The organism is Streptomyces sp. NBC_01497, assembly GCF_036250695.1.
Lineage (GTDB): Bacteria > Actinomycetota > Actinomycetes > Streptomycetales > Streptomycetaceae > Streptomyces.
In genome coordinates this window covers 8,465,772-8,492,535 of the sequence record NZ_CP109427.1, presented here as the reverse complement: position 1 = coordinate 8,492,535, position 26,764 = coordinate 8,465,772, and the positions used below count along the sequence as shown (strand labels likewise).

Here is a 26,764-nt window from a genome sequence, read left to right as displayed (position 1 = left end):
GCAGAAGGGGACTGCCACACTCAAGGTGCCGACAGTCCCCTTCGCCGAGATTACGCCGCGGCCACGTCAACCCTGCTCCCCAGCCTGGGTGTTGCGGACGGGACGCGCCGGACGGTCAGGCAGCGACGGCGTCGCGTGTCACCTGGGCGGCTTCCGCCAGCCGCTGCCGTGCGACCTCCAGTGCCGCCCCGACATCCCGGGTGCCGGTAGAGACGCACAGCGTGTAGGGGTCAGAGGTCTCCGTGTTCCAGGTCCGGACGGATGCGCAAGTAACGCACGGGGTGGCGGTGGCGGCCGTGGTCGAGCGCGCTGTCCACGCGGAACTCCACCACGACGACGGGTTCCACCGGCTCGACCTCGAGCATCTCGCGGCTACCCCACCCAGCGGAGAAGAGGCCCCCGTACCAGGGATGCCCACGCCTGCCGGAGTGAGCAGGGCGCCCACCTCCGCGCGAGCCTCTCGGGACAGCGGCGTCGTGCGCGCCACCAAGCGCAGACCGCCCACCGCGTCGTGGCGGCCCAGCAGCAGCGTCGCCGGCGCGCCCGGACGGCCGGTCACTCCGGCAACCAGTCCCTCAGCCGTGCTGTACGCGACGGACCTTGGACCAGCTCACCCGCTCGCCCGGCCGGTAGGTGCCGGCAACCGGCTTCACCACCACGCCCTCGATACCCGCCTCACCCACGCCGGATCGAACCAGCCGAGCGCCACCGTCCGATCGCGCGTGCACGGCACCAGAGTCCAGGGCGCGTGGAGGGAGCGCCGCTCGAAGACGTCCACCAGCAGGTCCCATCGCTCCCCAGCGACTCGCCCAGGAGGGCGCGGCCGCGGTGTTCTAAGGCGTCGAAGACGACCAGATGCGCCGGCGCAGTGGTGGCGGCCGCCGCAGCGCGGGGGCGGCGGTAGCGGGCGCGCTGCTGCAAGGCGTCGTCCAGAAAACCCGCTGCAGACCTCCTGACTGTGGGACCGTCTTGCGCGGCCTCGTCGTTCTCGCCCGTCCGGCGGGGCTGCTTTGCGGGTGTTCAGCCCTTCGCCCGGCCTTTGGCGCAGTTGGGGTCTATGCCTTGCCGGTGTGCGGATATTGGAGCCTGTCAGGGGCAGATGATGAGAAAGATGTACGGTCCTTCGAGACTAAGGGGGGCCCATGGAGACTGTTTCGCACAACGAGGGCGAGCCGCTCGTCGACCGTCCCCTCCTCGCGTCCCTCGTGCTCGAGGACAGCGCGGAAATCGCGCAGGCCCGTGAAACGGCCCGGGACTTCCTCACCATCGTGCAAACCGAACACGGGCTACCGGTGTCGCAGCGGGCGATGGACACGGTGCAGCTGGTGGTGAGTGAACTGGTAACCAATGCCCGCAGGTACGCGCCCGGCCCGTGCCTCATGGAGCACGGACTGGAAATCGTGATGGCCGTGTGTCAGACCTTCCGTATCCGCCGAGAACCCGTAGGCAAACGGATCACAGCAGCCATCCGACTCGCAGACGACCCCGGCGGCCATGCCGCCGGCCGCCAGACGCTATGCCCCCGCGCCAGCGTCCTGCACTCAGTTGTTCCTGCCCCGCGCAGATGGTCACGGAGACAACGACGGCCGTAAGCACCCGAACCGGTTGGCGTACTTGCTGGCCCAGTCGGCGGTGCTCGGCGCCTGACGTTCGGGCCGCCTCATACTGGCGGGAGGCGACTACCGGGGGCCGCTCCGTGCACCGCCTAGGAGTGGGCTGCGAGGGAGCGCCGCGATATCACCGGTGGGTCGTCGCCGACGCTCACAGGCTGTCCGCCGCCACGTCGGTGCGCAGCCGCAGGAAGCGCACGGGGTGTCGGTGGCGCCCGAGTCCTCCGACCAGCGTTCCATCGGCGAGGAATACGCCGTCGCGTCCCCCGAAAGCACAGAGGCCATCCGCGAGCTGGCCCGAGCTGAAGGCGTCTTCGTCGGCCCCGTCTACACCGGCAAGGGACTCGCCGGAATGCTCGACCACGCCCGCAGCGGACGGATCCCCGGCGACAGCAACGTCGCATTCCTGCACACCGGAGACACCGGCAACCTGTTCGAAATCCCCCAAGTCGTCGGCCCCATCGCCGACTGAGCCCGCAGTCTGCCAGCCGCGCCCGCCGTCGAGCTTCCGGCGCAGCCCCCGGCCTGGCTAAGCAGTCGCAGGCGAAGACGTACGCACCGGCCTCGGCGCTGGTCTTCGACGTGATCGGCGGTAGGTGCTGGCCAACGGCCCGGCGATCGACTTCGGTGTCTACTCCGACCGCGCCCAACTGGGCGATCTTGCCCAGCGCACGCCTGCGGACAGTCACCGGCAACGTCGCAACCCTCGATGATGCGGTTGCGGCGTTCTCCGGCCAAGCGAATGACGATCAGCCAGATCCGCCCGTAGGGAGCGGAGATACCACCCATATCCCGTCACGTCGTGACGGGGACGAACAAAGACCAGCGTAGAAAGAGGCAGGCAGATGAAAGCGATCGTGGTCACGGACCCGGCTGCCGGAACCGCAGGGATGACGCTGGCTGAGCGGCCCGATCCGGACGCGGCGCGGCTCGCCAGTCTTGACGGCGCGAACTACGGTGATGTCGTCGTGGAAGTTCATGCGTCGGGTTTCACCGGGAACGAGCTGGAGTGGCCCTCGACCTGGGTCGATCGCCTCGGCCGGGACCGGACGCCGTCGATCCCCGGTCACGAGGTGGCCGGAGTGGTCACCTCGCTCAGCTTTGGAACGGCGGGGCTGTCGGTCGGACAGCGTGTGTTCGGCATCACGGACTGGACCCGCGACGGCACCCTCGCGCAGTACGTCGTCGTCGAGGCGCGCAACCTCGCGCCGCTGCCCGGTGACGTCGACTTCACGGTCGGCGCGAGCGTCGCGATGACGGGCCTGACCGCCTGGCAGGGGCTGTTCGAGCACGGTCACCTCTCGGCGGGGCAGAGCGTGCTCGTGCACGGCGCCGCAGGCGCGGTCGGTTCGATGGCGGCGCAGCTCGCACGCGAGGCCGGTGCGTACGTCATCGGCACCGGACGCGCCGCCCATCGCAAGGGCGCACTCGACTTCGGCGCGTACGAGTTCGTCGACCTCGACAACGACACGCTGGAAGACGTCGGCGGAGTCGACTTCGTGTTCGACGTATTCGGCGGCGACATCGGCGCACGATCGGCCCGGCTGGTGCGAGCTGGAGGAACCTTCGTGACGGTCACCGGCCCGCCGGAGGCGCGGCCGGCCAACGGCCTGGCGGTCGACTTCGTTGTTGTCTCCGACCGCGCCCAACTGGGCGAGATCGCTCGGCGAGTGCAGGACGGACGTTTGCGGACGCATATCGGCCAGGTCGCGAGCCTCGACGATGCTGTCGCTGCCTTCAACCCGACCCAGAAGATCAACGGAAAGACGATCATCCGCGTCCGGTGAAGCAGCGCTCACGCATCTGCACGTGCCTGCGGCCCGAATCGCCAACGGTGCGCACACTGCACGCGCGCGGTGCGCAACTCCCGCGCCGGGTGGCAAGCGACGACGAGAGCGCCCCCTCGATGCCAGAGTCGCCAGGTCCCACGGGTCAAGCACCTGAGAATGGACAGCGGACAGATCAGCCCTCTGTCCATAATTTCGGCTGGTACAGCGCGGGCGTCCGTCCGGTGGGAGGCAGGGCGAGAAGCGGACGGGCGAGCATCGGCTCGATCGGAGGCGTCAGCACGCCAGCCTCCTCCCCGGGGCGCGGTCAGGACCCGGCGGCGTTGCCGCTGTCCCACTCGTGCGGCGGATCTCCCCGCCACTCCACCCACCGCGGATCATCCAACAGACCGGACAGGTCCGCGTCCGGCAGGCCGACCCGTTCGAGGAACACGTCCAGGTCATGGTCCGAGTGCGCGAGTCCGACGATCTCCCCGCGCACCACGACCCGCCGGCCACCCGTCCCGGACAGCCGGTGCACCACAATCGGAACGCCCGCCATACCCCCAGCCTGCACCTTCCGGGCCCAGACCTCGCGCGGGGGCCCCGCAGGCGGCAGGTCGAGGGGGAGCGGGAGACGGCCTCTTGCCGCTCGAGCGAGCTGCTGTCTGAAGCCATCTAGGTTCGACGCGGGAACCGCCTTTCGAACTGCTCGAAAGACGCTGCTCCTCGTCATCAACAGAGCCAGCCGTCGCTCCCACGCTCACGCGACCGGGTACGCGGCGGCCGGCGGTGAATGGCGCTGGACACCTGGTCACCCGTCACTGAAAAAAGGGACTCCATGAACCTTTTTCAACCTGGCTGAGGGCGGATGGTTGAGGTGTGCGGCGGTGTCGGCACGTGAGAAAGCTCCTGGTAGACGGGTTCACGACCAAGATCGCCTGTCCGACCAGGAGCTCCATGGTCGACCTGGGGCGCACGTTGTACCTGCCGACGGGGCTGCCCCGCCCGCCGTGGCGGATCTCCAGCCACACCGACCCGCGCTCGGGGATGTAGGCCGCGCCGAGCACGTGGTCGTGCCCGGCCTGGCGCCGGACGTGGAGCTCCACCAGGGCCCCGGGGCCCGTTGAAGTCCGTCTATGCGAGGGTGTGTGCGACGGCCGCGGCGCGGGCGGGGGTGCCCGCGTAGACGAAGCCGTCCGGTTTGTGGGCGACCATCTCGGTGACCACCTGGGTGAGGTTTTCAGCCGACGCCGGTCCGACTCGCGGCTCACCGGCGATCTTGAGGGTCAGGTGGCAACCCGCAGCCCAAGAGCTCCACATCGGCTCCTCCCCTGTACTGCAGCACGGCTGAGGAAGGCAGTCTCCTCGCGGACGCACGTCCGAACCTCGGCGACGAGCAAGCCGACCGCGCAGCGCATCGACGCCTTCACCACGACCCGGTTGTGCCGCGACAGACCGCTGACGCGGCGAGTCGGACGAGCCGCACACCCGCGGCCCGGAGGACAGTTAGGGCATGATGCACGTACTGAGCAGCAGGATCCTGCTCCGGCCCACCGATCCCGAACGCTCGCGATCCTTCTACCGTGAGAAGCTCGGCCTGGAAGTCTTCCGTGAGTTCGGCACCGGACCCGAGCGCGGCACCGTCTACTTCCTCGGGGGAGGCTTCCTCGAGGTCTCGGGCCGCTCCGACAGCCCGCCGTCCGCCGGCCTCGAGCTCTGGCTGCAGGTAGGGGACGCCCAGGCGGCGTACGAGCAACTCGCCCGCCTGGGTGTCCCGATCCAGCGGCCGCCCGCAAAAGAACCCTGGGGGCTGATCGAGATGTGGACCGCCGATCCGGACGGGGTGAACATCTGCGTGGTCGAAGTACCGGAAGACCACCCGATGCGCTACCGGCCGGGCATCTGACCTTAACCGTCGGCCGGTGCGCCACACCACCCACCACGGGCGCCACGACATGCATGAGCAGCTCGTCGATCCCTCATGGACGATCGAGGTGATGACTTCGGTAAGAAGGTGACGTCGGAGCGTCGGCCGCCGCAGGGCTGGCTCCGCCAATGGCGCCGTTGAGGGGTCGGGCCGGGTCGGCGCAATTCGCCCATGGTTTGAGCTTGTTCCGCTTTGACGGACACCTTTGGTGTGGTGGTCAGGCTCAGGGCTTGATCAAGTTCCGGAGTCGTGTCGGTGGGTCAGGCAGTGACAGGTTGGGGTGCATAGCAGAGCAGGCACGGGGTCCGTGATCATTGGGGTGTCGAAGCTCAACGATCATGAGGTGGCCCGTGCCTGCCGCTGTATCTTCCCCTATTCCCGCGGTGCTGGTGAAGCTGGGCCCGCTGGACGCGGACCGGGTCGCTGACCTGCGCCCTTACCTGGACCTGGTGCCCGATCCTCGTGGGCGGCGGGGCCGCTGGTACTCGCTGACCGCTATTCTGCTGGTGTGCGCGTGCGCGGCCGTCTCGGGAGCGAGAAGCGTTGACGAGATCGCCGAGTGGGCGCAACGCGCCTCGGACGCACTGCTGGCGGCGGTTGGTGTCCGCCGTCATCCGTTGCGGTGGCGGCGGGCTCCCTCGCGGACCACGATCGGGCGGGTACTGGGGACTGTTGACGGTGACGCCCTGGACCGGGCATGGGCGCTTACCTCGCCGGCCGCCATGCCGTTGCCGCGGGGACCGCGTCCGGGCGGCGCGTGATCGCCGTCGACGCCAAGGCACTGAAGGGCTCCGTCCGTCTCACCGCCACCCGCAGGCACCTGCTCTCCGCGGTCACCCACCACCGCGCGGTGACCCTTGCCCAGGCGGAGGTCGGCACGAAGACGAACGAGACCGCGTACTTCCGGCCCCTGCTCGAGCCGCTGGACCTGGCCGGAGCCCTCGTCACCTTCGACGCCCTGCACTCGGTCCGGGCGAACGTCACTTGGCTGGTCGAGACCAAGAAGGCCCACTACGTCGCGGTGATCAAGGCAAAACAGCCGACCGCACACCGGCAGCTCGCCGCCCTGCCCTGGCGGGACATCGCCGTCCAGCACACCTCCTCCTCCACCGGCCACGGTCGCCGCGAATCCCGCTCGATCAAGACCTGCGGCATCGCGGACGAGCTCGCCGGGATCGCCTTCCCCCATGGCCGCCTGGCCATCCGGGTCCACCGCCGCCGCAAGCAGACCGGCCGCCGCGAGAGTCGCGAGACGGTCTACGCCGTCACCAGCCTCGACGCCCACGAGGCCCGCCCGGTCGAACTCGCCGCCGCGGGCCGCGGCCACTGGACAATCGAAGCCCTGCACCACGTCAGAGACGTGACCTTCGCCGAGGACGCATCCACCGTCCACAACGGCACCGCACCCCGCGCCATGGCCACCCTCCGCAACCTCGCCATCGGCCTGCTCAAGACCCTCGGAGCCGACAACATCGCCAAGACCACCCGCGCGATCCGTGACCAACCCGAACGAGCACTCCCATTCCTGGGCATCACCAACAAGACGGGAACCGAGGGAACTTGATCAAGCCCTGGGGGGTGGCCCGGTGAGTCACATCCGGGAATCGCACTGACCGTTTTCAGAGTGCCACTCGTGGACGTCCAGCAGCAGGCCGTCCAGCGGCCCGCCGACCAGCTCGGCATAGTTCCGATGTGGGACCGGGCCGGGGTGGGGGTCGTCGTACTCCGAGCCGTAAATGCGGCCGTTCAGCAGCTGCTCATCGCGGTTCCACGCGGGCCTGCCCAGGGCCGCCCGAGCGCCACAACTGTGTGCACTGCCTGGCACTGAGGGCCCTTTGCGTCCTGAGGGCGTCAGTCAGCGATGCCGAGTGGCGCTTCCTGAAGGCCACCGCTGCCGTCGCCGAGGCGTCGCCGCGGAGTCGGTGACGTTGCCGTGTGAGGCGCTAGTGTCCTGAGTCGTTAATTCGTGTGCAGTATGCGGCGAGGGTGTCGAGGATGTCGTCGGCGGTCTTCGTCCAGACGAACGGCTTGGGGTTCTTGTTCCACTCGTTGATCCAGTGGCGGATGTCGCGTTCGAGTTCGATGACGCTGCGGTGGGCAGAGCGGCGGAGTTTGCGGCAGGTCAGCTCGGCGAACCAGCGCTCGACGAGGTTGAGCCATGACGCGGAGGTGGGGGTGAAGTGCAGGTGGAAGCGGGGGTGTCGGAGCAGCCACTTCTTGACCGGTTCGGTCTTGTGGGTGGCGTAGTTGTCCAGGACCAGGTGGAGTTCGAGGTGCTGGGGGACGGCGGCGTCGATGACCTTCAGGAAGCGGAGGAACTCTTGGTGGCGGTGGCGGCGGTAGTGCTGGGCTATGACCGAGCCGGAGGCGATGTCCAGGGCGGCGAACAGGCTGGTCGTGCCGTGCCGGACGTAGTCGTGGGTCATCTTCGCCGGTGTGGCCGGCGCCATCGGCAGCACGGGCTGGGTGCGGTCCAGGGCTTGTATCTGCGACTTTTCGTCCACCGCCAGGACCAGGGCATTTTCCGGCGGGGCGAGGTAGATGCCGACCACGTCGCGGACCTTGGTCACGAACTGTGGGTCGGTCGACAGCTTCCACGTCTCCACGATGTGCGGCTTGAGGCCGAACGCCCGCCAGATCCGCGAGACAGCCGACTGCGACATCCCCGCCGCCTGGGCCATCGAACGCGTCGACCAGTGGGAGTCGCCCGTCGGTGGCGCCTGGTCGAGTGTCCTGGCGACCAGGGCCTCGACCTGCTCGTCCGTAATCTTCCGCGGCGGCCCCGACCGCGGCCGGTCTGCCAGGCCCTCCAGCCGGTCCGCGGCGAACCGGGACCGCCACTTGCGCACCGTCTCCCTCGACACACCGAGGTCATCCGCGACCCGCGCGTTCGACACACCATCCGCACACGCCAGCACGATCCTCGACCGCAGCACCAGCGCCTGAGGGGCGGTCTGCTTACGCAACTAGCCCCGCAGAACCCGACGTTCGTGATCGGACACTTCCAGCGGCAACGGCTTCGGACCAGGCACCGCCCCACCCTACAACCGCAACCGAACTAACGACTCAGGACACTAGGACTCCCCGGGCGGGTCACGACCCACGGAAAAGGCAGCTACGTCCAGACCCGCACCGAGCCCAGCTGACCCGCCGTACCGGGGCCCCGAGCCACTGCGCCTGGACATGAAACCGCCCGGCAAGCCGAGGGACTCGGGCCGAGAAGAGGGTGGTCGCGGAGGGCGGTCGCCTCGCGGCGAAAGGCTCCGTGGGACTTCAGCCGAACGATCTTCCCCACGGGCAATATGTGGAGCCCGGGGACACTGTCCCCTCCACGGCCACGCTCGCTCCAACACCCGCACTGGCCCAGGTGTTCCCCAGCGGCGTGGTCTGCGGCGTCCCGCGTCAGCGGCAGCCCCACACGACCTTCACGACGGCGTCGGGCCGCGCAGTTCGCGAGCGGCCGCCTCGCAGGCACGCGCGAGTGGCTCCCGGGCCATCTCCGGCAGGCCGCCCCGCGCTATGACCTGGCGCAGGTGAGCGAGGGCCTGGACCCACTCCACCGCGTCCTCCGGCAGCGTGTAGGGCTCGCCACTCAACCGGGCCGCCGGCACCTGCCGGACCCCGCCCGGCTCTGTGCGCACCACCGTCTCGGTGCGCTCGACGATCTGCGTCACCGGGTCCGGCGAGCGGCCACCCTCGGCAGGCGACAGGCCCGCGCGGGCCTGCGCGGTACGCAGCTCGTACGCGCGCGTGCGGTGAGCGGCGCTGCAGTACTTCGGGCGGCGCCCGGTCCCCGCGTATGGGACGGACTGACCGCACCAGGCGCATGTACGCTCCACCAGCCGCTCGCGCATAGTGCGCCGCTCCTGCGGCTCATCGCCGCCACTCAGCTGCCCGACACCCACTGGTTTCGTCACAGACGAAACGATAGGGCAAACGAAGTACGGGCAGGTGGAGGGCGAGTTACGGGGCGTTGCCTTCCCAATCCCACTTGGCCGGATTTTCAGGTGCAGGGTGTGGGGCTCGCCGCTCAACCGCTCCCGCTTCACGCCGTAACGGCGCTGGAGGTCGGCGACACACTGGAAGCGGTTCACCAGCGCGTCTCCCCGGCGAAATACTTCGCCGCCTTCCGCAGGATCTCGCGTTCCTCCTCGAGCTCGCGAACCTTCTTCCGAAGAGCCGCGTTCTCCGCCTCCAGCAGGGTCGGCGGCTGGGCCGCTTCCTGCGTCCGACGTCCCCTTGGACGGTTTACTCCCGCAGCTCGCCCCCAGTTCCGTAGGGTCTCCGCATTGATCCCCAGATCGGCGGCGACCGACCTGATCGTCGCATCGGGCCGCGACTCGTACAGCGCGACCCCGTCCGCCTTGAACTGTGGCGGGTAGTTCTTCATGACCACGAGATAAAACCGGTCGCGGTCGAGAGCCTGTCCGAGGCGCTGGGTGACTCGCTGGTCACCGAAGAAGTCATCTCGCTGCGCCCGACGGGCCGCGGCACGGTGGAGGTACTCAGTACCGCCGGCCGCGAAGAGTACGCGACGGCCGTGATGTGCGCGAGCCTGGGCATCGCGCGGCTGGCGCGCAACGTGGGGCTTTCGCTGCCCGTGCAGCCGGCGGCCCACATCCGCGCCATACCTTCCGGGTCAAGGGATCGCCCCCGAAACGGGTCGCCTGCCTGCAGGACAGTAGCGGCGACTTCGGAGAGGTGGGTGTCTACCCGGCTCCCTACCCGGGCAACAGCCGCTATGCGGTGGGCCTGAGCCAAACGGTCGAGGTGCGGGAGGATGGCAGGTTCGCGGACCCCGGAGAACTGGCGGCACTCGGCGACCGAGCCCGCGCGTACGTCTCCCACGCGTTGCCGGGTCTCGTCCCCGAGCCCGTCGAGTACCTCAACTGCTGGATGACAAGCCTGCCGTGGAGCGAGGACAGCATGGCGGTCTGGGAAGCCGACAGGATCTTCTTCGCCGCCGGGCACAACCTCTTCAAACAGGCACCTCGGCTCGGGCGGGCGTTGGCCGGCGCGCCATGGACGAAGGGGTCGAAGAGGATCTGCGCCCCGCAGCGGCGCTGGGCCAGCCTCGCTGAATGCCCTCTCGTCGGCGCCGCCCGCCCCGACGAGAGGGCCGGTACGCCCCCGCCTTTCCGGAGTGCAGGCGGGATGCCCGCTGTCCGGCGATGCCCCAGGCGCCCCGTCCTGCGGGCGCCTGGGGCGCGTCACGGCCGGGTCAGGCGCCGGCGGAGACCGGGCTGCCGGTCCGGGCGAACTGCTCGATGATGGCGGCGCAGAAAGCGGGCAGGTCCGCGGGCGAACGGCTCGAGGTGAGTTGGCGGTCGATGACGACCTCTTCGTCGACGACTTCGGCTCCGGCGTTTCGCAGATCCGTGCGGATGCTGGGCCACGAGGTGAGACGGCGTCCGCGTACGACATCGGCCTCCGCCAGGGTCCACGGGCCGTGGCAGATCGTGGCTACCGGCTTCCCCGCGTTCATGAAGGCTTGGACGAAGCCGATGGCGTCCTTGTTCGTACGCAGCTGGTCGGGGTTCATGGTGCCACCGGGCAGCAGCAGGGCGTCGTAGTCGTCGGCGGAGGCGTCCGAGACGAGTTGGTCGACGGGGAAGGTCCCCGCGGGGTCCAGGTCGCCCTGGCGGGCCTGTATCTCTCCGGGGTGGATGGAGAGGACTTCTGTCGTCGCACCGGCGCCGTAGAGTGCGCCACGCGGCTGTTCGAGTTCGACGCGCTCAACGCCGTCTGTCGCCAGGATCGCAACCTTACGGCCGCGGAGTTCGTCTGCCATGGTTCTCATTCCTTGTGTCGGGAGCTTGTGAGGGCTGCTGTCCGGGGAGTCAAGGACGGACCCTGGACGCGGATCGTGCGTCATGACCGCTGGACGCGCGCGATCGCAGCTGGTTCAGATCGACCGCAGCGCATGCGGCTCATGCCTGTCCGACCTCGGCGGAGCCGGGGCGATCGCCGCCCGTCTCCCCGACCGGTCCAGGAGACGGGCGGCACGGCGGCGGCAGTCGTCACCGCTTGTGGCCGTTTCCGTGTCCGTCCGGGTGCAGGACCACCTTGGTCCAGCCCTCGTCGCGGGCGTCGAAGTGCTGGTAGGCGGTGGATGCCTCGTCCAGGGGCAGTTCGTGGGAGACGAGGAAGCTCGGTTTGGCCTTGCCGCCGGCGATCAGGTCCCGCAGGGCCCGGTTGTACCGCTTCACCGGCGCCTGTCCGGTGCCCATCTGCTGGCCCTTGAACCACATGAGGCCGAAGTCGATCGGAACCTTTCCCCGTGCCTCCAGCTTCCCCTGGGCCTGCTCGCCACCGGGATCCTGGGGCATGAACACACCTACCACGCCGATGTCGCCGGTGAACCTGACCGAGTCGATCAGTCCGTTGAGTGTGAGGCTGGCGTCCTCGTTGCCCTCGGCGTCGTGCGCCTGGTAGCCGACGCACTCACAACCGTTGTCGGCACCCAGACCGAGGGTGGCATCCTTGACGACCTCCGCCGGCTCGTGCTCGGCGGTGTTGATCGGGATGGCGCCCATCTCCTCCGCCTTCTGCAGCCGGTCGGGTTGGTGGTCGGCCACCCACACGCGGCCGGCTCCCTTCAGGAGGGCGGAGTAGGCGGCCATCAGCCCCACGGGGCCGGCCCCGTACACGATGGTCTGGTCGCCCGGCTTGACGTGGGCCATCTCGGTGGCGTGGTACCCGGTGGGGAAGATGTCGGCGAGCATCACGTAGTCGCTCTGCCGCTCGGCGGCGTCCTCACCAAGACGCAGCGCGTTGAAGTCGCCGTAGGGCACGCGCAGCAGTTCCGCCTGGCCGCCCTGGTAGGGCCCCATGTCCGCGAATCCGTAGGCGGCTCCGGCGAGGGCCGGTTCCGGCTGCATGGTCAGGCAGTAGTTCGTCAGCCCCCTCTCGCACTGCTTGCAGAAGCCGCAGGCGATGTTGAACGGCAGAACCACGTACTCGCCGACCTGGACCTTGCTGACGGCCGAGCCGACCTCCACGACCTGGCCCATGTTCTCGTGGCCGAGCGTGCGGCCCGTCTCGAACGAGGTGCGGCCCTCGTACATGTGCAGGTCCGAACCGCAGATGTTGGTTGTGGTGATCTTGACGATGATGTCGCAGGGGTGCTCGATCCTGGCGTCCGGTACGTCCTTCACCGTGACGTCCCGCGGACCTTCGTATACCGCTGCTTTCATGATGACTTCCCTGGTTGTCGTGGCATGACCGCAGCGGCGACGATGAGGAACACTGCGTGTGAGCCTGAGTCCCGTGAGGCGCTACAGCGATGCTCGGGTGCCTGTGCGGGCCCGCACACCAGGATCTTGGCGGCGGGGATCCCGTCGCCGGTTCGCCGGTCGAATTACGGCGCCCCGCGACGTAATGTCCGGGTGTCCCCCGGCCCGGTGGCGAAACAGCCATGCACGGACCGACCCGCCGGAATCCTCGAAGCGGGCGCCACCGACCGACCACGCGTCCGAAACTCAGCCCTCCGCCCCCGACTGGTCACCGCCGGTGTCGCGGAGCATGTCACGACGTTCCTGCTCGCGCTTGGAGTAGGCGACCGCCCGCACCGCCTCGTCGCTCTCCAGCCCTTACCCCAGGACGCCGCACACCGTGGCGACCTAAGCAACGAACCAGGCCAGCGTCCAGTACTGGGCGGCATGCAGCGGGGTCCGTGTCATGGAGGCGAACGTGGCCGTTGAGGATGAAGAGCGCCCACACGAAGTTGATGACCAGTAGCCCCGCGTAACAGACAACCACCCCGATGCCCACCGTCACGACCGTGGACGCGTTGTAGAGAGCCGCCCGCTTCCTCGCCTCCGGCGAGTCCTCCACCGACCGATGCCACAGGCGCGCGTCCACAATCAGCCAGCCGACCATGAGTGCGATGGAACCGACCGTGGCAATCACAAGACGTGGAATGTCGAGGGATGCGGCCAGATTCCAGAGTGTGGAGTTCACGGTGGCGACCGCCCCCGTGGCGAGCGCGGCCGCCAATGCCTTCGAGAGCCCCGGAACCAGGCGCCACGGCCGGTTGGGCCCGGACCATACCGCCGAGCACCCTCGGGTAACCGCGCGGCCCGCCGACGACATACCGGAGATCCGCGGCCCCGTCGTCGCCAACCAAGGCGACCGGTGAAACCTCCCGCCGACAGACGGCGGGCCCGTTCCGCCGCAGCAGCCTGACCACCGGCCAAGCTGACCACGACCCCCTCAGCCGCCCGCCGGGCCCTCCTGGAAACGCTGGCCCCCCAGCGAGGGGAGGGACAGCAGCGCCAGGCCGTGCTCATGGCTCAGCTCCACGACGAGCTTGCGCCCCTGCGCGTGCAACGGCAGGTCGGTGAGCGCTACAACGACGTCCCAATCCTCTCCACGCCCGCGCGCCCGGATCCGGCCCGCCAACGTGGACAGATCCTCGGTCCCCGCGGTGAAGGGCTCTCTCACGACCCTGATGTGGGATCGCCGATGCCGACCGATCCTGTCCACGAGGCGAGCGGGGAGGTCCCGAGCTGCGCACTGCGCGACTTCTGTCGGCGCGTCCGGGTCCGCCAGGAGCGCCACGACCGAACAGTTTGCGACGACTCACCCACGACAGCTCGTCAGCCACCCGGCGTTCAGAAGCGCCCAGAATGTCCCCGACATAACGTCGGCACCCCCGTCGAGACGAAGACCTCTCCCCCGCCTGCAACGGGCGCACCGAGTTCGGCGCGCGAAGAGCGTGACGGAACGTCACAACCTCGACCGCAGGGCCTGCGAGGCCACCCTCACGGGTGTGTTCCCTTGGCCGGGGCCGCGGCCCCGTCTCCCGACCCGGCGGAGCTTCCCCCGGCGCCGGCCGACGCGGTCAAGGGTCCGGGGGAAGGCTGAGGCGGGGTTCCAGCGGGGCCCGGTAGCCCTCACGCATACGTCGCTCGCGAAGGGACGCCGTCGGTGAAGCGAGCCCACCGAGAACGGAGCGTTATCGCCGGCCAGGAGCACGACCTGGCGCTGGGCATCTGGCACAGCAACACCAAAACGCGGCGGGACGAACTCACCCCCGAGCAGCCGCACGCGCTCCGGGAGTTCGGCATCGAATGGGCCTGACCGCACAAGCACCGGCGGGGCCCGGCGCCATCACGCTCCCGGCCCCGCGGAGCCCGCCGTCACCTGGCTGCACCGCCTTTCAGGAGACTCTGTCAAAGGCCGCGGCGGCGGGGACCGACGGGATGCAAGCCCCTGCCACCGCGCCTCGTCGGCTCCGCCCTCGTGTGACGATGGCGAGCCGACATCTCGTCACGGCTTCGGAGGCACCACACCCGCCGCCAAGTCCGGAGTCGCATCACCTTCGACCGCCGTTGCCGCCCCTGGTGCGACAACGGCGCTCCGCCCGCCCTTGATCGGGCCGCCGTCCCGGCCCGGTCGGGGACCGAAGAGCGCGGGTCAGGCGACCGGGTTCTCCAGCAGCGTGACCCGGTTGCCGTCCAGGTCCTCCAGTGCGGCGATCCGGGTGCGCTCGCCACCCCTTTGAACCGGCCCCGCGCTCAAGCCGCGCTCCGCGATCCGCGCCAACGCCTCGTCCAGATCGGGCACTTCCAGGTTGAGAAGCGCCGATCCGGCACGCTCGGGATCCTCGAAGACCTGGAGCCAGCCGCCCGGCGTGAGGTGCCAGTCGGCCAGCGACGCCATCGGCCGGGTGTTCGCCGGGCGTCCCAGCAGCCGTCCGTACCAGACCACCGCGGTCTCGATGTTCCCCACGGGCGCAACCATCAGTACGCGTGCGATGTCCATAAATGCCACCTGCCTCTGAGTTGTGATCGGAGCGCTTCCCGTTGTGCAGACAGCTTGTAGGCACCAGAACTCATCGCCGGACACCCCACACGCACGCCAGGAGTCCCTCGCGGCAGGCGCGGGGGCGTCCGGTCGCGACGGACCGGGTGCGGCCGGATGCCGCCGGCCAGGGGCGTCGGCCGACCCGGTCGGTCGCGGGCTACGACACTTGCCACCTCCCGGCCGGACCGCGCCGAACCGGGGGTTCCCCCCCCCGGACTCCACGTCCGAGGGACGACCCGGGACGCCAGGTCCGGGGGCGACCCGGCAGCCTCTGCCAGCCGTGCCCGCTCACCCAGCAGGCGTCTGCCGGCCCTGCTCCCTGATCGACTGTGCGATCAGGCGCGCACACGCAGTGGCTCGCCAGGCGCAGGGGCGCTCGCGAAACGGACTGCCGAGTAGCCGGGAGGAATCTCACCTCCCGGCTCTCACAGAACCGTGCGTAACAGTCTCCCGTTACACGGCTCTTGTCGTTCTGATCGTCAGGTCATCACAGCTGCGACGGTGCAGCGCCAGTGCGCGAACATGCGGGGGTATCGCTGGGCGATCTCCAGCATTTTCGCGATGGCTTTTCTGCCGAAGCACGATGGTTGTCACCGGCAAAGCCGATTACGCTGGCGAAAGACCGGGTCGAAGCAGCCTGGTTGTCACCTGGAAGGCAGGCCACTTGTCACAGACTCTGCATCAGCGGCTCTCCTGCCACCCGGCCGCGGTGTGATACGCGACGACCTGACCGACATGCTCGGCGAGCAGACGACCGCATGTGGCCCTGCGCGCGACGCGTTGATCACCGGGGGGACCTTCATCGTCTGGGATGGCCTGGTTCCCGCCAATGAGCTCGCAGGCATCTACCGGGGCCGGCTCCGCTCCACCCAAAAGCGCGGACAGCCGACGCTGGCCCTCTCCGCCACCGTCGACCTCCTCTCCCAGGCAGCTGAAAAGCCCATCCGTATCGGGCGCATCGACACTGCGGACGCGTCCTGGACATTCATGCTCTTCCTCAACGCCGCCGCTACCGCAGTACTGGCGTGCACCGGCGTTGCCAGAACCAAGTCCTCGGCAGAGCCAGGCTTCGACGCGGAGTGACACCAAGGCTGCCTTGGTGTCAATCATCGCGCCTCGGCTCAGCTTTCCGTTCGGCCGCAAGCCGTTTGTACTTCTGGCGGATCCAGCGCACCAGATAGGAGTTGATACGCATCAAGAAGGGATTCAGCTCCCACGGTCTGAACCGTCCGTAGTAGTTGATCCAGCCGGCCACGACAGGGTTGGTCCTTCGGGCAAGCTCTCGGAAGGACAGATCGGACCGGGTGTGCAAACGCCAAGACCGCACTTCCCGTCCCATCTTCTTCAGGGCGTCTTTGCTGACAGCGGGGTCGAACGACTGGAATGACTTGCCGTATCGATCCTGGTTCTGTCTGGCTCGGAACGTGTATCCGAGGAAGGTGAACGCCGTATGCTCGAATGCTCTTTGGCGTCGTCCGTCCCTGCAAAATCCGGGTCTTGTCCGGGTGCAGGTGCAGCCCGACCTCAGCCATCCTGTCCACGAGCGCGGCCAGCACCGTCCGGGCCTGGCGCTCGGTGACGCAGTGCAAGACTGCATCGTCCGCATACCGCTCGAACCAGATGTTCGGGAACTCCCGTGCCATCCAGGTGTCGAACGCGTAGTGCAGGAACAGGTTCGCCAACACAGGAGAAACTGGAGCCCCTTGCGGGGTTCCGCGTTCCCGTTGCAGCAGAGTGCCATCGGGCATGGCCAGCGGGGCTTTGAGCCAACGCCGGACATATAGTTTCACCCAGACGGCGTCGGTGTGCGCATCCACCGCCTTGACCAGCAGGTCCCAGGGCACGCTGTCGAAGAACTTGGTGATGTCGAACTCCATCACCCAGTCCCGCTTCCAGCAGCGTTCCCGGCACTTCCCTACCGCGTCCAAAGCGGACCGACCTGGCCGATATCCATAGCTGTCTGGATGGAAAATAGGCTCCACCCTCCGCATCAGATGCCGTGCCACAACGGTCTGAGCCACACGGTCGGAGACGGCGGGAATGCCGAGCATCCTCGTTCCATTTCCGTGCGACTTGGGAATAGCAACCGCACGCACCGGAGGCGGGAAGTAGGAGCCCGATGACATGCGGTTCCAGACCTTGTACAGATTACTCTTCAGGTATTTCTCGAACGCGTCGATACTCTGGCCGTCCACGCCGGGCGCGCCTCTGTTCGCTCTGACTTCCTCCCACGCCTCCTTGACTTCCCACTTAGAAACATCAAACGGCTTGATCTGAGACTTCAACTGGCTCACCGAACTCCTCCCAGACACTGAGGCTTTTTCAACCTGCGGTTGAGCTGGCGTGATGCAGGGTGAGTACGGCCTGGACGAGGCCGGTGATGCGTGTGGTCGAGCAGCGAAGTTTGCGGAGTAGTCGCCAGGACTTGAGGGTGGCCATGGCTTGCTCGACGAGGGCTCGGATCTTGGCCTGAGATCGGTTCACGGCCTGCTGACCGGCGGAGAGAGCCTCCCATCGGCCGCGGAAGGGGACCCGGATCGTGCCGCCGGCGCCTTGGTAGCCCTTGTCCGCCCAGCAGGGGAGGTGGGCCTGGTCAAGAGCATCGATGATGCCGTGTTCCCGGGCTGCGCGAACGTCGTGGACGGCCCCAGGCAGTGCCGGCGAGGCCCACAGCAGCCGGCCGAACGGGTCGGCGATGACCTGCACGTTCATGCCGTGTCCCTTGTGCTTGCCGGAGTAGTAGGGCCGGTCGGCAGCGATCCGGTCGATGGGCAGGAGAGTCCCGTCGAGCAGGACGTAAGCCTTCGTCGATGCGGCTTGGACAGCCTCGTCGAGGGTCGGTGCGAGGGCGGCCAGGAGGTCGACGGCCTCGCTGATGTAGCGGTAGACCGTGCTCGTCCCAATCTCGAAACCCGCTGCGAGCTGGGCGTACGTAGTCCCGTTGCGCAGATGCGCCAACACCAGCAGAGCTTGACGGCTGACCGATAGCCGGCGCCAGCGGCTTCCGATCCGGCGACGGTGTTCGCGCAGACGAGTGGCGAGGTACGTCAAGGACCGACTGGACACGTCCAGCCCGCACCGGTAGACAAGCACGTGAAGCCTCTGGTGGGTATCGGGTGATCTTGGTCGTGAACCCGTCTACCAGAGGCTTCACTCATGTGTCGAACCAACTGAGCCGCTACCGGGCGCAAGTTGGCAAAGGCTCACTGTCTGGTTGATGCGATCAACTCAGTCACGAACAACCCGGCCCCTTCGCTCCACCTCCGTTAAGAGGCTTCATCACTACTACGGACCGGTCCGCCAGCAGGCCCCGCGTCGGTACTCTGCCCCTCACAGTTTCTGCTGCTCGGGGTACTTCCTCTCGCCCACTACCCACCGGGCAGTATCGGGACCTGCCTTCTCCTGTTCCGTACGAAAGCAGCAGACCGGACTCGCGTCACCTACATGCCGGACACCACCTGGCCAATAAACGGGAACCCGCCAGGCTCATCCCGGGATAGTGGTCACACCCCGGTTTCGATGCCGTCTTTATCTTTTTCGACACGTCAGCAGCGATTCACTTGCGTTCGCCTTTCCGATCCCCACCTGACGCCTCTTACGACGCCTTCTCCTCATCGCTCACCACGACGGTCTTCAGCCAACGCAGCATGAGGCGGTTTAGAGCCTCCCCCCGCAGGGCGACTCTGAAGGGCCATACCTTCATCTTTCGCACAGCACCATTTCCAGAAGCGGTCCTACAACCAACTCCCTTTCATGTTCAGGACACAAGACCACCAAGGTCCACCCCACCACCCTTCTCACCCAACCACCAACACCCCAGCCCACACCCCTCCCCCGCACCAACTACCCACCCGCTTAATGTCAGCGGTGCACTGTCCGCAGCGAGGTCAGGGGCTCTACGTCATTGCCGGACGTAGCGCTGAACCACTGGGTACCAGCACCGCTCGGAAGCGCAGGTGGCCGGCAAGCATCTTCTCGTACGCCTGGCTGGCCTGTTCGAGGCGGAACTTTTAGAACATGGGGCGGATATCTTCCGCCACCGCGAAACCGAATGCCTGCTCCCGGTCCAGGGGCGTCCCGGAGATCAGACCGGTGATGCTGCGTGTGTTCGTGATGAGCTGCAGGGCGTTGAGAGACAGGTTCTCCTGGGGGATGCCGATCATGACCATCTCCCCTCGGCGCTTGAGGCCCTCGATCGCGCCGGAGACGGCTGCGGCCTCCGTGGTCGTGGAGACGATGAGCTGCGCTCCGCCGAGTCGGCGTAGTTCCTCGTCGAGGTCCTGGGCCGAGCCGTCGACGAAGTGGTCGGCGCCAAGCCGTCGGTCCAGATCCTCCTTGTCCCGCCCGCGGGAGACCGCCACCGTGACGAAACCCATTCGTGCGGCCATCTGGATCGACATGTGCCCGACACCACCGATGCCCAGGACGGCCACCACCTCGCCCGGCCTGGGACCGCTCTTCTGCAGGGCGTTGAAGGCGCTGACTCCCGTGCAGGCGAGCACGGACGTGTCGCGGTCGTCGATCTCGTCGGGGACGCGTGACACGCCGTTGGCCGGGACGACGACCGACTCAGCGCATCCACCGGGATAGGCGACGCCCGGGATGCGGCCCTCAGGGCAATTGTCGCTGTCCCCGGACCGGCACGCTTCACAGCGCCCGCAGGACCCCGTGAAAGGGTCGGCCGCGACGCGCTGCCCGACCTCCAGCCGGAGCATCGGAGTGACAGAGCCCGCACGCACCCACCGCGATCCGCACCTGGCCCGGAGCGGGCCCCGAGGCACTGGTCGTGGTGACGGTCAACTCCCCTTCGGGCCCGGCAACCCGCACGGCTCGCCTCTGGTCACTCACAGTGAGGCCTTCCGATCCTGGATGTTCCGCGCCCCGGTCGGTCCCCCGTCGGCTCGTTGGCGAACAGTATGAGCCTAAACCGTGCGTAATGTGATTATTCGTGCCTTATATTTACCGCTCGCTTCCTGTATCCACGGGCGTGTCCGACCCCCTCTATGGGTCACGCTGATATCCTCCGGTTCATACCTGATCATCATGTTTTGTGCGGCTCTGGCCCGGGCCTCGCCGGACCGTGAGAAAGCCTGCGGCATGCCTCGTGCCGTATCGGTGCATACAGAGCGCAGTGGGATGGAGCACGATGAAGAGGCAGCTGGACCTGCCCGACGCCCGCATCGTCTTCACCGTCACGGGGAACGGCGAGACGGTGCTGCTCCTGCACGGCGGCTTCTCGCCGGACTGGTTCACGCCTGTCGCCTCCCGCATGCCGGGATACCAGGTCGTCACGATGCAGCGGACCGGCTACGGGGAAAGCGAGGATCTGACTGGCGGCGCGAGCGTCGTCGCCTATGCCGACCACGCGGCCGCGGTGGTGCGCGCCGTCGGCACCGAAAGGGCTCACGTGGTCGGGCACTCGGCCGGTGGCGGTGTGGCCCTGCAGTTGACCAATGCCCATCCCGAGCTGGTGGGCACGCTGGCCCTGCTCGAGACCGCCTTCCCGTACGCCCCTGACGAACCGGCGATGCCCGGCATGCCCCGCGCGATCGCCGCAGCGAAGGAAGGGAACTACGAGCGGGCCTTCGACGAATTCATGAGCAGCCTGTCTGGGCCGGGCTACCGCGATGTCTTCACCCGCGAGCTGGGCGAGGCTGGTCTGCACCGAGCTGTCGACAACACCCCGTACTTCTTCGCGGCCGAGGGCCCGGCGTTCGCGGCGTGGTCCTTCGGGCCAGACGAAATGCGCGCGATCGGCGTTCCCGTGCTACTTGCCGTCGGGGCGGTGGGCGAGCAGCGCAACACCCCGCACCGCGCCCGGGCCGCGCACCTTGCGCGGTACATCCCTGACACCGAGAGCGCGGTCCTGCCCGGCGTCAGCCACAGCCTCCCGTTGGAGGACCCCGACCTGGTCGCCCGGACCATCACCGACTTCGTCTCCCGCCACCCGCTGTCCTGAACTGCGCCCCCCTTTGCGGCAGTGTGGATGCCAGGGAAGGGGCCGAGCCGGTGGCGGCGTAGGATTCCAGGCCACCCAGAATCAGGAATCAGAAACACGCACTGAGCTTGTTCTTATCTACCGTCCGCGTCATAGGGCGGGGATTGACGGTTCCAGACGGCGTCTGACCGGCTGACAACCTTCTGAAGTTCGCGGACACTTCGGGGTAACAGGGCCTGCATCACGGTGCCGAAGAGGGCTCGGGATTCGAGGGGGTTGCCGCAGCAGTACCAATGCACGTTGCCCCACTCGTAGTCGTGCCACAGATCCCGCTCGGGCTGATGGACGTAGTTCATCCACAGGCCCACAGCTGTGCTGACATCGCCTGGCTGCAGATAGTTGCGGGTGCGCTCGAGACGGCTGATATCGGACAGTGCACGCGAAGACAGGCCGTCGATGACTGGCTTTGCACCCGTTGTCAGGTGGCTGCCGGGGGCGCCGGCACGGATCTGTCCTGGCCGTCTACGCGGCATGGACCTTTCGGTTGGTCGTCACGCCGTACATGGTGCCACGATCTCGAATGGCGTCTCGAACGGATTTGCTCGCATGGGGATTCGCCGGACGTGGTGGCTGCCTTCGTCTGATCATGTGCTCCGACCAAGGTCCACCTGACCACGACGAAGGCCGTGAGGGTGAGTCTGCTGCCTGATGCTGTCCGAAAGGAGGCGTTCGCGGAAGCGTCACGCTCGTGCACGGGCGCCGAGTCGGGGCGGATCGACGCGTCGGGGTCGACGTTGGCCGCGGCCGAACGGCTTCGCCTGAAGCACGTCCGGGCCAACTGCCCCGAAATCGACGCCCTCACCAGGCACGTCCGGTCTTTCGCGACCATGCTCACCGAGCGCCGGGGCGAACTCCTGCCCGACTGGCTCGCCGCCGTAAGACAAGACGACCTCCCCAGCCTCCACACCCTCGCAGCAGGCATCGACCGCGATCGTGACACCGCCACTGCCGGTCTCACCCTCCCCTGGAACTCAGGCGTCGTCGAAGGCCACGTCAACCGCATCAAGGTGCTCAAGCGCCAGTCGTTCGGCCGCGTCGGCTTCGAACTCCTCCGCAAGCGAGTCCTGCTGGCATGACCGAGGTGCGTCGCGTCACAAACGACGAGCCCGAGTCCTGAACTCGAACAAAACAAACCAAAGGGATCAGGTGGCGGAGCATTCGTCGATGACGGCGCAGGCGAGGCGGATGCCGCCCATGTAGGTGGAGACACCGTCGTCGCCGTGCATGTGGGGCGCATCCTGGAACCACTGCCGCCACAGCCCGCCTTCCTGGAGGAGGCGGCCGGCCCGGTCACCGTGCAGGGCGGAGTCGGTGTAGGCCAGGGCGCCCACGGCCGTCGGCTGGTCGTAGGCGAGGTCGGGCCGACGCAGGTAGCGATCCAGGTACGTACTCGACGACGAAGTGATCACCCTCGGCGTGCGTCAGCACCTCGGCACGGCGCGCACCAACCTCTGCTGAAGCTGCGCGAACCCCTCCTCGATCTTCCGCTCGGTGCTGCCTACCGAACCACCCCACCCACGATGCGACGACACATCGACCAGACGCTGCCCACCCACAGCCACCGCCGGCCGTCACACCGATCGGCCATACCCACAGCTGTCCGCGGTCGACTGGAACACGGCCGATCGCCCCTGCAGCAGCGGTCCCTGGTCTACCGTCACCGAACGAGGCGCTGGGGGCTACCGTTGGGTCTTCGCGACCCAGCGTCGAGCATGAGGCCGCCGAAGGCCGTCCGAGCAGTTCAGCGCCTCGGCCGAACCACCGCGACAGGTCACGGCGCTCGACCGCACCACAAGCGCGGGCAGCGGGCAGCGGCGCCCATGGGAGACGGTCGCAGGGGGCGACTTCGACGGACGATCCGAGGGTCCGGGATGCCTGCGGCGACACGCGGCTGAACGCGCGTCCCGTCCGAAACGTCCGGGTGGTGGCCCCCGTCACGGGCGGCCACCACCCCTTCAACAGTCGGCGTCAAGTTGCGGCACGACTCGCCCTGTGGGGCGTCCTACGCTCCGATCGGGGCGAGGCCGCCCCGGAACTCGTTGGTCGCCTCATAGGCGCGCCCCACGCGCAGCACCTTCGCCTCGTCCAGCGGGCGCCCGATGAGCTGCATGCCGACGGGCATGCCGGCGCCGTCGTATCCGGCGGGCAGGCTCAGGGCGGGCACTCCGGTGATGTTGGCGGGCGCGCACAGGCGCAGACATGCGTCGGAGACGGACTCCACGGTGCCATCCGGCCATTCCATGCTCTGCTGCCCGGACGGGACGGCTGCCATGGGCACGGTGGGAGCGGCGATCACGTCGACCCGGCGGAACAGGTCCGACCACGCCTCGCGCATCATCGTCCGCGCACGCTGGGCCCGCAGGTAGTCCACCGCGGGAACGAGCGCGCCGGCCTCCAGCACGAGGCGGAGCTCGGGGCTGTAGAGGTCCGGCGTCGCGCGCAGCATTTCCTCGTGGTACGCGCTCGCCTCGGGAACCAACAGCCCGGTCCCGACGGCCAGCATGTGACGCGCCATCGGGATCTCGACCTCGACCAGCTCCGCGCCCAGCTGGGCGAGTTGCTCCACGGCCGCGCGGACGATGGTCTCCACCTCGGCGGTGACGTGGTCGAAGTAGTAGGTGCGCGGCACCCCGACCCTGACGCCCGCCAGGTCCTGCGGGGCCTCCTCGTCACCGGCCGCGGCGAGCGCCGGGACGGTGACACGGCTCGCCGGGTCCCCCGGGTCGTGTCCCGCGACAGCGGCCAGTACGAGGGCCGCGTCCCGCACCGTGCGGGTGATCGGGCCGACGTGGTCGAGCGACCAGGAAAGTGAGGTCACTCCGGTCAGGGGGATCAGACCGTACGTGGGCTTGAGCCCCACCACGCCGTTGAGGGCGGACGGAACACGGACCGACCCGGCCGTGTCCGTGCCCAGCGCGAAGGTGGCCGCTCCCGCGGCGACGGCCACAGCCGATCCCCCGCTGGATCCGCCGGCGATCCGGTCCTGGTCCCAGGCGTTGTGCGTCTGCGGCGTGATCAGACCGGAGGCGAACTCGTGGGTGTGGGTCTTGCCGAGGAACACTGCCCCGGCCTCGTCCAGCCGGGCCGCCACGGCGCTGTCCTGTTTCGCGACGTGTCCCGACCGTACTTGGGAACTCGCCGACGTCGGCAGGCCCTCGACGTCGATCATGTCCTTGAGCGTCATGGGGATGCCGTGCAGCGGGCCGCGCCGGCGGCCGGCGGCGATCTCACGCTCGGCCCGGGCGGCCGACCTCAGTGCCGTCTCCCCCGCGACGGCGACGTAGGCGCACAACCGGTCGTCGACCGCGGTGAGCCGTTCGAGCACCGACTCGGTCAACTCGACCGGGGAGAGCTCCCGTCGGGCTATCGCGCCGGACGCGTCCGCGAGGGTCAGCTCAAACGGCTGCATCAGTGCTCTCCTCTCCGGCCGTGTACGAGGCGGCGGGCCGGGTCTCCCCGAAGTCGAGGCCACGCAGCCCGTCGAGCGCGGAGCTGAACACAGAGGCCACCGCCGCCACGTGCAGGCGGAGGTCCTGCGCCGGCGGCCGCCCCGCGGTCGCACCGGTACTGTCGGCTTCCGCGGGGACGGGTCCGGCTGTCGTCATCGATGGCCCTCTCACTCGTTGGGCGTCGTGTTTTGGAGGACGCCTACCGCGGTACGAGGGGCCGGCCACGAGCTCCGGCCCGGCAAAATCCCGCCGCCGAACCGCGGTTGACCCGCGGGTGCGGGTGTGACGTGCGGGTGGTGTGCCCCGTGTCGCGCACCCGGGCCAGGTTACATCGCCGGCGGGTCGGCGCCGGGTGCGAGGGAGTTCGGCTTTCCGCTCGCGCACGGGCCGGCGCGTCCCGGCCCCCGGCCTCGGCGCCGGCCCTGGCGGCCTCGGACCGGAGGGCTTCCGGCGGTGCGTCCTCCGGTCTCCGCCGCATGGTTTTCTTGTACGGCCGCTTTGCTCGGGGGACGGCTTTCGGCTCCCTGTGCCGAGACCTCGAAGGAGGGCCGTTCTTCTCCGCAACTCCCCCAGCCCGCCTCCGGAGAAGGTCAGTTGGTCTGCACGTCCTACGAGGACGGCGAGGCCCGGTGGGGAGCTGCCTCGAGGAGATCGGAGGCCGCCGGGACGGCGACGTGCTCGTCCTAGAAGACGGCGGCGTCCGACTCCGTATGGTCGAGGATCCCGAAGGGGACGGCCTGCGCGGCGGGAACACACCTGGGCTCCTGCCCGACGGCCGCCCCGTCCCACCGGTCCTCGTGCCGGCGGACGTCTCCGTGGCAGCAGCGGGGACGGCCCGTTGACTGGTGGACCGGACCTCGATACCCGGCCGCGGGATCCGGGTCCCGAGAGCCCGTCTCGGCAAGGTCCTGGCCGATCTGCTGGACGGTGAGTGCGCTCGGGGATCTGGTACAGGACATGGCGCCTACGGTCTGTACCAGGGGGGCGGCGCCCGGGCTGCTTTCCCCATCCTGCCGTAGGCACGGCGTTTGTCCTTCCCTGCCATGCCCACCACCGACGTGGTTCTGCTGGTCCGCACCTCCTTCGGGGACGAGCAGGTTTACCGCCCGTTGCAGGCGCTGGCGGTCGACGACCGGCGTTTCGAAGACCTGCTCAATCAGGGACCGGCCATATCAGTGACGGCTCCTCCGACGCCCGCGACGGGGCCGGCAGCTGCTGCGCTGGTTCGAGGTGGGCTTGTCGTACTCGAACGGCGAACGCCGAGACAACCATCAACGGCTGACGGCTGACGGGGCCGCAACGGTCGGCGGTAGTCGGCGCCGCGGCACCCCGATGTTGCTGTGCGTGGCGTCGCACTTGGCGTAGGTGCCGTGACCTTGATGGCCGCAGTTCGGAGATGCCGCTGGAGACGTCGGAGTCGCTGGACTTCATGGTGGCGGCTGCACTCCGGCGCCCCGATGAGCTGATCCGCAGCCAGGTCCGGTGCGGTGAGTCTGACCACGCACTCGGTCAGCGGGTGGGCGTCCTTCGGTCGGCGGTCCGGCCCAGAGGGCCAGGTGATCGTTCCACGGATCCGGGGGCGGAGCGTCCAGGTCGAAGTTGGCGGCCTTCAGCAGGCAACCGCCCGGCGGCGTGAGCGTTGTCGTCGAGGACCTCGGCGGCCGTGACGGTGTGGCTGCTTCGACGGGGCTGTGTTCGTGGCGCTCGCTCGGGAGCGTCTCGGACCTGGTCGGACCGGCACTAGACGGTGCCGTCCCACCCGTAGCCGCCTTGCCGGAACAGGAGCCGGGCCCCCACCAGTTGCTGTGCCGGCAGGAGGCGTCGTCCTCTCGGCCAGGAGGACAGTCCGGCCGTGGTGGGGGTGCTATCGACGATCCAGACGAGGTCGCTGCGGATCGGGTCGGTCGTGAAAGCCAGCCAGGCGCCGCTCGTGGTGCGGTCCTTGTCCCAGCGGGACCAGGTACTGGCCCCCCTCATGGCGTCCGATCGCTTCGACAGCGGCGAGGTCCCCGATCTGGACGCGCTCCGGGCCAGCGGAGCCCTCAGAATCCAGCCCACGACATCCTCCGGCCCCCGGCGAGCCTTGGCGCCGGTGGCCGCACCGAAGAAGGCCCGCGGCGGACAACTCCGCCTGACACGCCGCCGGACAGCACCGCCCGGGGAAGATCAGTACTGGGCAGTCCGCGGCCCACGACTCCTGA

29 protein-coding genes and 3 pseudogenes are annotated in these 26,764 nt (G+C 68.5%); 12 read left to right on the top strand and 20 right to left on the bottom strand.

The window, feature by feature from the left end:
• Positions 1-115 precede the first annotated feature (115 nt).
• Complete coding sequence (locus OG310_RS35865; RefSeq protein ID WP_443078810.1) at positions 116-220, bottom strand: DUF5133 domain-containing protein; 105 nt, start codon at positions 218-220, stop codon at positions 116-118.
• Positions 221-230: 10 nt separating this feature from the next.
• Positions 231-365 carry a hypothetical protein gene (locus OG310_RS35860; protein WP_329460530.1) on the bottom strand — a complete coding sequence of 45 codons (135 nt, stop codon included), beginning with the start codon at positions 363-365 and terminating at the stop codon, positions 231-233.
• Between the two features lie 777 nt (positions 366-1,142).
• Between OG310_RS35860 and OG310_RS35855 the strand changes: the two genes are divergently transcribed.
• The 3 genes from OG310_RS35855 to OG310_RS35845 all read left to right on the top strand — a co-directional run bounded on the left by OG310_RS35855 (position 1,143) and on the right by OG310_RS35845 (position 3,397).
• Positions 1,143-1,592 carry an ATP-binding protein gene (locus OG310_RS35855; RefSeq protein WP_329453821.1) on the top strand — a complete coding sequence of 150 codons (450 nt, stop codon included), beginning with the start codon at positions 1,143-1,145 and terminating at the stop codon, positions 1,590-1,592.
• 220 nt (positions 1,593-1,812) lie between these two features.
• On the top strand, positions 1,813-2,082 hold the full coding sequence (locus tag OG310_RS35850) for a pyridoxal-phosphate dependent enzyme (RefSeq protein ID WP_329453822.1): 270 nt from the start codon (positions 1,813-1,815) through the stop codon (positions 2,080-2,082).
• Positions 2,083-2,455: 373 nt separating this feature from the next.
• The gene (locus OG310_RS35845) at positions 2,456-3,397 is read left to right on the top strand and encodes an NADP-dependent oxidoreductase (protein ID WP_329453823.1); all 942 of its coding nucleotides are present in this window, start codon (positions 2,456-2,458) and stop codon (positions 3,395-3,397) included.
• Between the two features lie 307 nt (positions 3,398-3,704).
• Here the strand turns inward: OG310_RS35845 and OG310_RS35840 are convergent, their stop codons facing one another.
• The gene (locus tag OG310_RS35840) at positions 3,705-3,938 is read right to left on the bottom strand and encodes a hypothetical protein (RefSeq protein ID WP_329453824.1); all 234 of its coding nucleotides are present in this window, start codon (positions 3,936-3,938) and stop codon (positions 3,705-3,707) included.
• A gap of 338 nt (positions 3,939-4,276) precedes the next feature.
• Between OG310_RS35840 and OG310_RS35835 the strand changes: the two genes are divergently transcribed.
• Entirely contained in the window at positions 4,277-4,432 is a 156-nt protein-coding gene (locus OG310_RS35835; protein ID WP_329453825.1) for a hypothetical protein, read from the top strand.
• A gap of 81 nt (positions 4,433-4,513) precedes the next feature.
• On the opposite strand, the gene OG310_RS35830 is transcribed toward OG310_RS35835, so the two are convergent.
• Complete coding sequence (locus OG310_RS35830; protein WP_329453826.1) at positions 4,514-4,699, bottom strand: hypothetical protein; 186 nt, start codon at positions 4,697-4,699, stop codon at positions 4,514-4,516.
• 193 nt (positions 4,700-4,892) lie between these two features.
• Here OG310_RS35830 and OG310_RS35825 point away from each other — a divergent pair, with 193 nt between their 5' ends.
• From OG310_RS35825 to OG310_RS35815, 3 genes are all read left to right on the top strand, one after another.
• The gene (locus OG310_RS35825) at positions 4,893-5,285 is read left to right on the top strand and encodes a VOC family protein (protein ID WP_329453827.1); all 393 of its coding nucleotides are present in this window, start codon (positions 4,893-4,895) and stop codon (positions 5,283-5,285) included.
• A gap of 359 nt (positions 5,286-5,644) precedes the next feature.
• Entirely contained in the window at positions 5,645-6,067 is a 423-nt protein-coding gene (locus OG310_RS35820; RefSeq protein ID WP_329453828.1) for a transposase family protein, read from the top strand.
• A complete protein-coding gene (locus tag OG310_RS35815) occupies positions 6,004-6,870 on the top strand; it encodes an ISAs1 family transposase (protein WP_329453829.1) in 867 nt (288 codons plus the stop codon). Before OG310_RS35820 ends, OG310_RS35815 begins: the two co-directional genes overlap by 64 nt.
• A 379-nt stretch (positions 6,871-7,249) precedes the next feature.
• Here OG310_RS35815 and OG310_RS35810 read toward each other — a convergent pair whose 3' ends face one another.
• The 6 genes and pseudogenes from OG310_RS35810 to OG310_RS35785 all read right to left on the bottom strand — a co-directional run bounded on the left by OG310_RS35810 (position 7,250) and on the right by OG310_RS35785 (position 13,868).
• Entirely contained in the window at positions 7,250-8,272 is a 1,023-nt protein-coding gene (locus OG310_RS35810) for an IS630 family transposase (protein ID WP_329453830.1), read from the bottom strand.
• Positions 8,273-8,731: 459 nt separating this feature from the next.
• Positions 8,732-9,223, bottom strand: coding sequence for a hypothetical protein (locus OG310_RS35805; RefSeq protein ID WP_329453831.1), 492 nt, complete (start codon positions 9,221-9,223; stop codon positions 8,732-8,734).
• 173 nt (positions 9,224-9,396) lie between these two features.
• Positions 9,397-9,924, bottom strand: coding sequence for a transposase (locus OG310_RS35800; RefSeq protein ID WP_329453832.1), 528 nt, complete (start codon positions 9,922-9,924; stop codon positions 9,397-9,399).
• 603 nt (positions 9,925-10,527) lie between these two features.
• Complete coding sequence (locus tag OG310_RS35795; protein ID WP_329453833.1) at positions 10,528-11,097, bottom strand: type 1 glutamine amidotransferase domain-containing protein; 570 nt, start codon at positions 11,095-11,097, stop codon at positions 10,528-10,530.
• Positions 11,098-11,326: 229 nt separating this feature from the next.
• Complete coding sequence (locus OG310_RS35790; protein WP_329453834.1) at positions 11,327-12,502, bottom strand: glutathione-independent formaldehyde dehydrogenase; 1,176 nt, start codon at positions 12,500-12,502, stop codon at positions 11,327-11,329.
• 285 nt (positions 12,503-12,787) lie between these two features.
• Positions 12,788-13,868, bottom strand: a pseudogene (locus OG310_RS35785) (hypothetical protein).
• A 369-nt stretch (positions 13,869-14,237) separates the two neighbouring features.
• On the opposite strand from OG310_RS35785, the gene OG310_RS35780 reads away from it, so the two are divergent.
• Entirely contained in the window at positions 14,238-14,390 is a 153-nt protein-coding gene (locus OG310_RS35780; protein ID WP_329453835.1) for a hypothetical protein, read from the top strand.
• A gap of 336 nt (positions 14,391-14,726) precedes the next feature.
• Here the strand turns inward: OG310_RS35780 and OG310_RS35775 are convergent, their stop codons facing one another.
• Positions 14,727-15,074 carry a VOC family protein gene (locus OG310_RS35775; RefSeq protein WP_329453836.1) on the bottom strand — a complete coding sequence of 116 codons (348 nt, stop codon included), beginning with the start codon at positions 15,072-15,074 and terminating at the stop codon, positions 14,727-14,729.
• A gap of 753 nt (positions 15,075-15,827) precedes the next feature.
• Here OG310_RS35775 and OG310_RS35770 point away from each other — a divergent pair.
• The gene (locus tag OG310_RS35770) at positions 15,828-16,199 is read left to right on the top strand and encodes a hypothetical protein (protein ID WP_329453837.1); all 372 of its coding nucleotides are present in this window, start codon (positions 15,828-15,830) and stop codon (positions 16,197-16,199) included.
• 19 nt (positions 16,200-16,218) lie between these two features.
• Here OG310_RS35770 and OG310_RS35765 read toward each other — a convergent pair whose 3' ends face one another.
• From OG310_RS35765 to OG310_RS35750, 4 genes and pseudogenes are all read right to left on the bottom strand, one after another.
• Complete coding sequence (locus OG310_RS35765) at positions 16,219-16,455, bottom strand: group II intron maturase-specific domain-containing protein (RefSeq protein ID WP_329460528.1); 237 nt, start codon at positions 16,453-16,455, stop codon at positions 16,219-16,221.
• Between the two features lie 160 nt (positions 16,456-16,615).
• A pseudogene (locus tag OG310_RS35760) lies at positions 16,616-17,311 on the bottom strand (reverse transcriptase domain-containing protein); the annotation flags it as partial.
• A 127-nt stretch (positions 17,312-17,438) separates the two neighbouring features.
• On the bottom strand, positions 17,439-18,209 hold the full coding sequence (locus tag OG310_RS35755; protein ID WP_329453838.1) for an IS5 family transposase: 771 nt from the start codon (positions 18,207-18,209) through the stop codon (positions 17,439-17,441).
• Between the two features lie 917 nt (positions 18,210-19,126).
• Entirely contained in the window at positions 19,127-19,831 is a 705-nt protein-coding gene (locus OG310_RS35750; protein WP_443078509.1) for a zinc-binding dehydrogenase, read from the bottom strand.
• Positions 19,832-20,262: 431 nt separating this feature from the next.
• Between OG310_RS35750 and OG310_RS35745 the strand changes: the two genes are divergently transcribed.
• Both OG310_RS35745 and OG310_RS35740 read left to right on the top strand, forming a co-directional pair.
• A complete protein-coding gene (locus OG310_RS35745) occupies positions 20,263-21,075 on the top strand; it encodes an alpha/beta fold hydrolase (RefSeq protein WP_329453840.1) in 813 nt (270 codons plus the stop codon).
• An 824-nt stretch (positions 21,076-21,899) separates the two neighbouring features.
• Positions 21,900-22,190: pseudogene (locus tag OG310_RS35740) on the top strand (transposase); the annotation flags it as partial.
• 66 nt (positions 22,191-22,256) lie between these two features.
• Here the strand turns inward: OG310_RS35740 and OG310_RS35735 are convergent.
• The 4 genes from OG310_RS35735 to OG310_RS35720 form a co-directional block, all read right to left on the bottom strand.
• A complete protein-coding gene (locus tag OG310_RS35735) occupies positions 22,257-22,523 on the bottom strand; it encodes a DUF6000 family protein (RefSeq protein ID WP_329453841.1) in 267 nt (88 codons plus the stop codon).
• Between the two features lie 593 nt (positions 22,524-23,116).
• The gene (locus OG310_RS35730) at positions 23,117-24,523 is read right to left on the bottom strand and encodes an amidase (RefSeq protein WP_329453842.1); all 1,407 of its coding nucleotides are present in this window, start codon (positions 24,521-24,523) and stop codon (positions 23,117-23,119) included.
• Complete coding sequence (locus OG310_RS35725; RefSeq protein WP_329453843.1) at positions 24,510-24,719, bottom strand: hypothetical protein; 210 nt, start codon at positions 24,717-24,719, stop codon at positions 24,510-24,512. Before OG310_RS35725 ends, OG310_RS35730 begins: the two co-directional genes overlap by 14 nt.
• A gap of 527 nt (positions 24,720-25,246) precedes the next feature.
• Complete coding sequence (locus OG310_RS35720) at positions 25,247-25,522, bottom strand: hypothetical protein (protein ID WP_329453844.1); 276 nt, start codon at positions 25,520-25,522, stop codon at positions 25,247-25,249.
• An 84-nt stretch (positions 25,523-25,606) separates the two neighbouring features.
• Between OG310_RS35720 and OG310_RS35715 the strand changes: the two genes are divergently transcribed.
• Complete coding sequence (locus OG310_RS35715) at positions 25,607-25,852, top strand: hypothetical protein (protein WP_329453845.1); 246 nt, start codon at positions 25,607-25,609, stop codon at positions 25,850-25,852.
• Positions 25,853-26,303: 451 nt separating this feature from the next.
• Here OG310_RS35715 and OG310_RS35710 read toward each other — a convergent pair whose 3' ends face one another.
• Positions 26,304-26,540, bottom strand: coding sequence for a hypothetical protein (locus OG310_RS35710; protein ID WP_329453846.1), 237 nt, complete (start codon positions 26,538-26,540; stop codon positions 26,304-26,306).
• Positions 26,541-26,764: the final 224 nt, after the last annotated feature.

Excerpts from the sequence above, each read along its gene's own strand:
- OG310_RS35860 (WP_329460530.1), bottom strand. The coding sequence starts at position 365 with ATGCTCGAGGTCGAGCCGGTGGAACCCGTCGTCGTGGTGGAGTTCCGC.
- OG310_RS35855 (WP_329453821.1), top strand. The coding sequence starts at position 1,143 with ATGGAGACTGTTTCGCACAACGAGGGCGAGCCGCTCGTCGACCGTCCC.
- OG310_RS35845 (WP_329453823.1), top strand. The coding sequence starts at position 2,456 with ATGAAAGCGATCGTGGTCACGGACCCGGCTGCCGGAACCGCAGGGATG.
- OG310_RS35840 (WP_329453824.1), bottom strand. The coding sequence starts at position 3,938 with ATGGCGGGCGTTCCGATTGTGGTGCACCGGCTGTCCGGGACGGGTGGC.
- OG310_RS35830 (WP_329453826.1), bottom strand. The coding sequence starts at position 4,699 with ATGTGGAGCTCTTGGGCTGCGGGTTGCCACCTGACCCTCAAGATCGCC.
- OG310_RS35825 (WP_329453827.1), top strand. The coding sequence starts at position 4,893 with ATGATGCACGTACTGAGCAGCAGGATCCTGCTCCGGCCCACCGATCCC.
- OG310_RS35820 (WP_329453828.1), top strand. The coding sequence starts at position 5,645 with ATGAGGTGGCCCGTGCCTGCCGCTGTATCTTCCCCTATTCCCGCGGTG.
- OG310_RS35815 (WP_329453829.1), top strand. The coding sequence starts at position 6,004 with ATGGGCGCTTACCTCGCCGGCCGCCATGCCGTTGCCGCGGGGACCGCG.
- OG310_RS35795 (WP_329453833.1), bottom strand. The coding sequence starts at position 11,097 with ATGGCAGACGAACTCCGCGGCCGTAAGGTTGCGATCCTGGCGACAGAC.
- OG310_RS35790 (WP_329453834.1), bottom strand. The coding sequence starts at position 12,502 with ATGAAAGCAGCGGTATACGAAGGTCCGCGGGACGTCACGGTGAAGGAC.
- OG310_RS35775 (WP_329453836.1), bottom strand. The coding sequence starts at position 15,074 with ATGGACATCGCACGCGTACTGATGGTTGCGCCCGTGGGGAACATCGAG.
- OG310_RS35765 (WP_329460528.1), bottom strand. The coding sequence starts at position 16,455 with ATGGGACGGGAAGTGCGGTCTTGGCGTTTGCACACCCGGTCCGATCTG.
- OG310_RS35750 (WP_443078509.1), bottom strand. The coding sequence starts at position 19,831 with ATGCTCCGGCTGGAGGTCGGGCAGCGCGTCGCGGCCGACCCTTTCACG.
- OG310_RS35745 (WP_329453840.1), top strand. The coding sequence starts at position 20,263 with ATGAAGAGGCAGCTGGACCTGCCCGACGCCCGCATCGTCTTCACCGTC.
- OG310_RS35730 (WP_329453842.1), bottom strand. The coding sequence starts at position 24,523 with ATGCAGCCGTTTGAGCTGACCCTCGCGGACGCGTCCGGCGCGATAGCC.
- OG310_RS35725 (WP_329453843.1), bottom strand. The coding sequence starts at position 24,719 with ATGACGACAGCCGGACCCGTCCCCGCGGAAGCCGACAGTACCGGTGCG.
- OG310_RS35720 (WP_329453844.1), bottom strand. The coding sequence starts at position 25,522 with ATGTCCTGTACCAGATCCCCGAGCGCACTCACCGTCCAGCAGATCGGC.
- OG310_RS35715 (WP_329453845.1), top strand. The coding sequence starts at position 25,607 with ATGCCCACCACCGACGTGGTTCTGCTGGTCCGCACCTCCTTCGGGGAC.
- OG310_RS35710 (WP_329453846.1), bottom strand. The coding sequence starts at position 26,540 with ATGAGGGGGGCCAGTACCTGGTCCCGCTGGGACAAGGACCGCACCACG.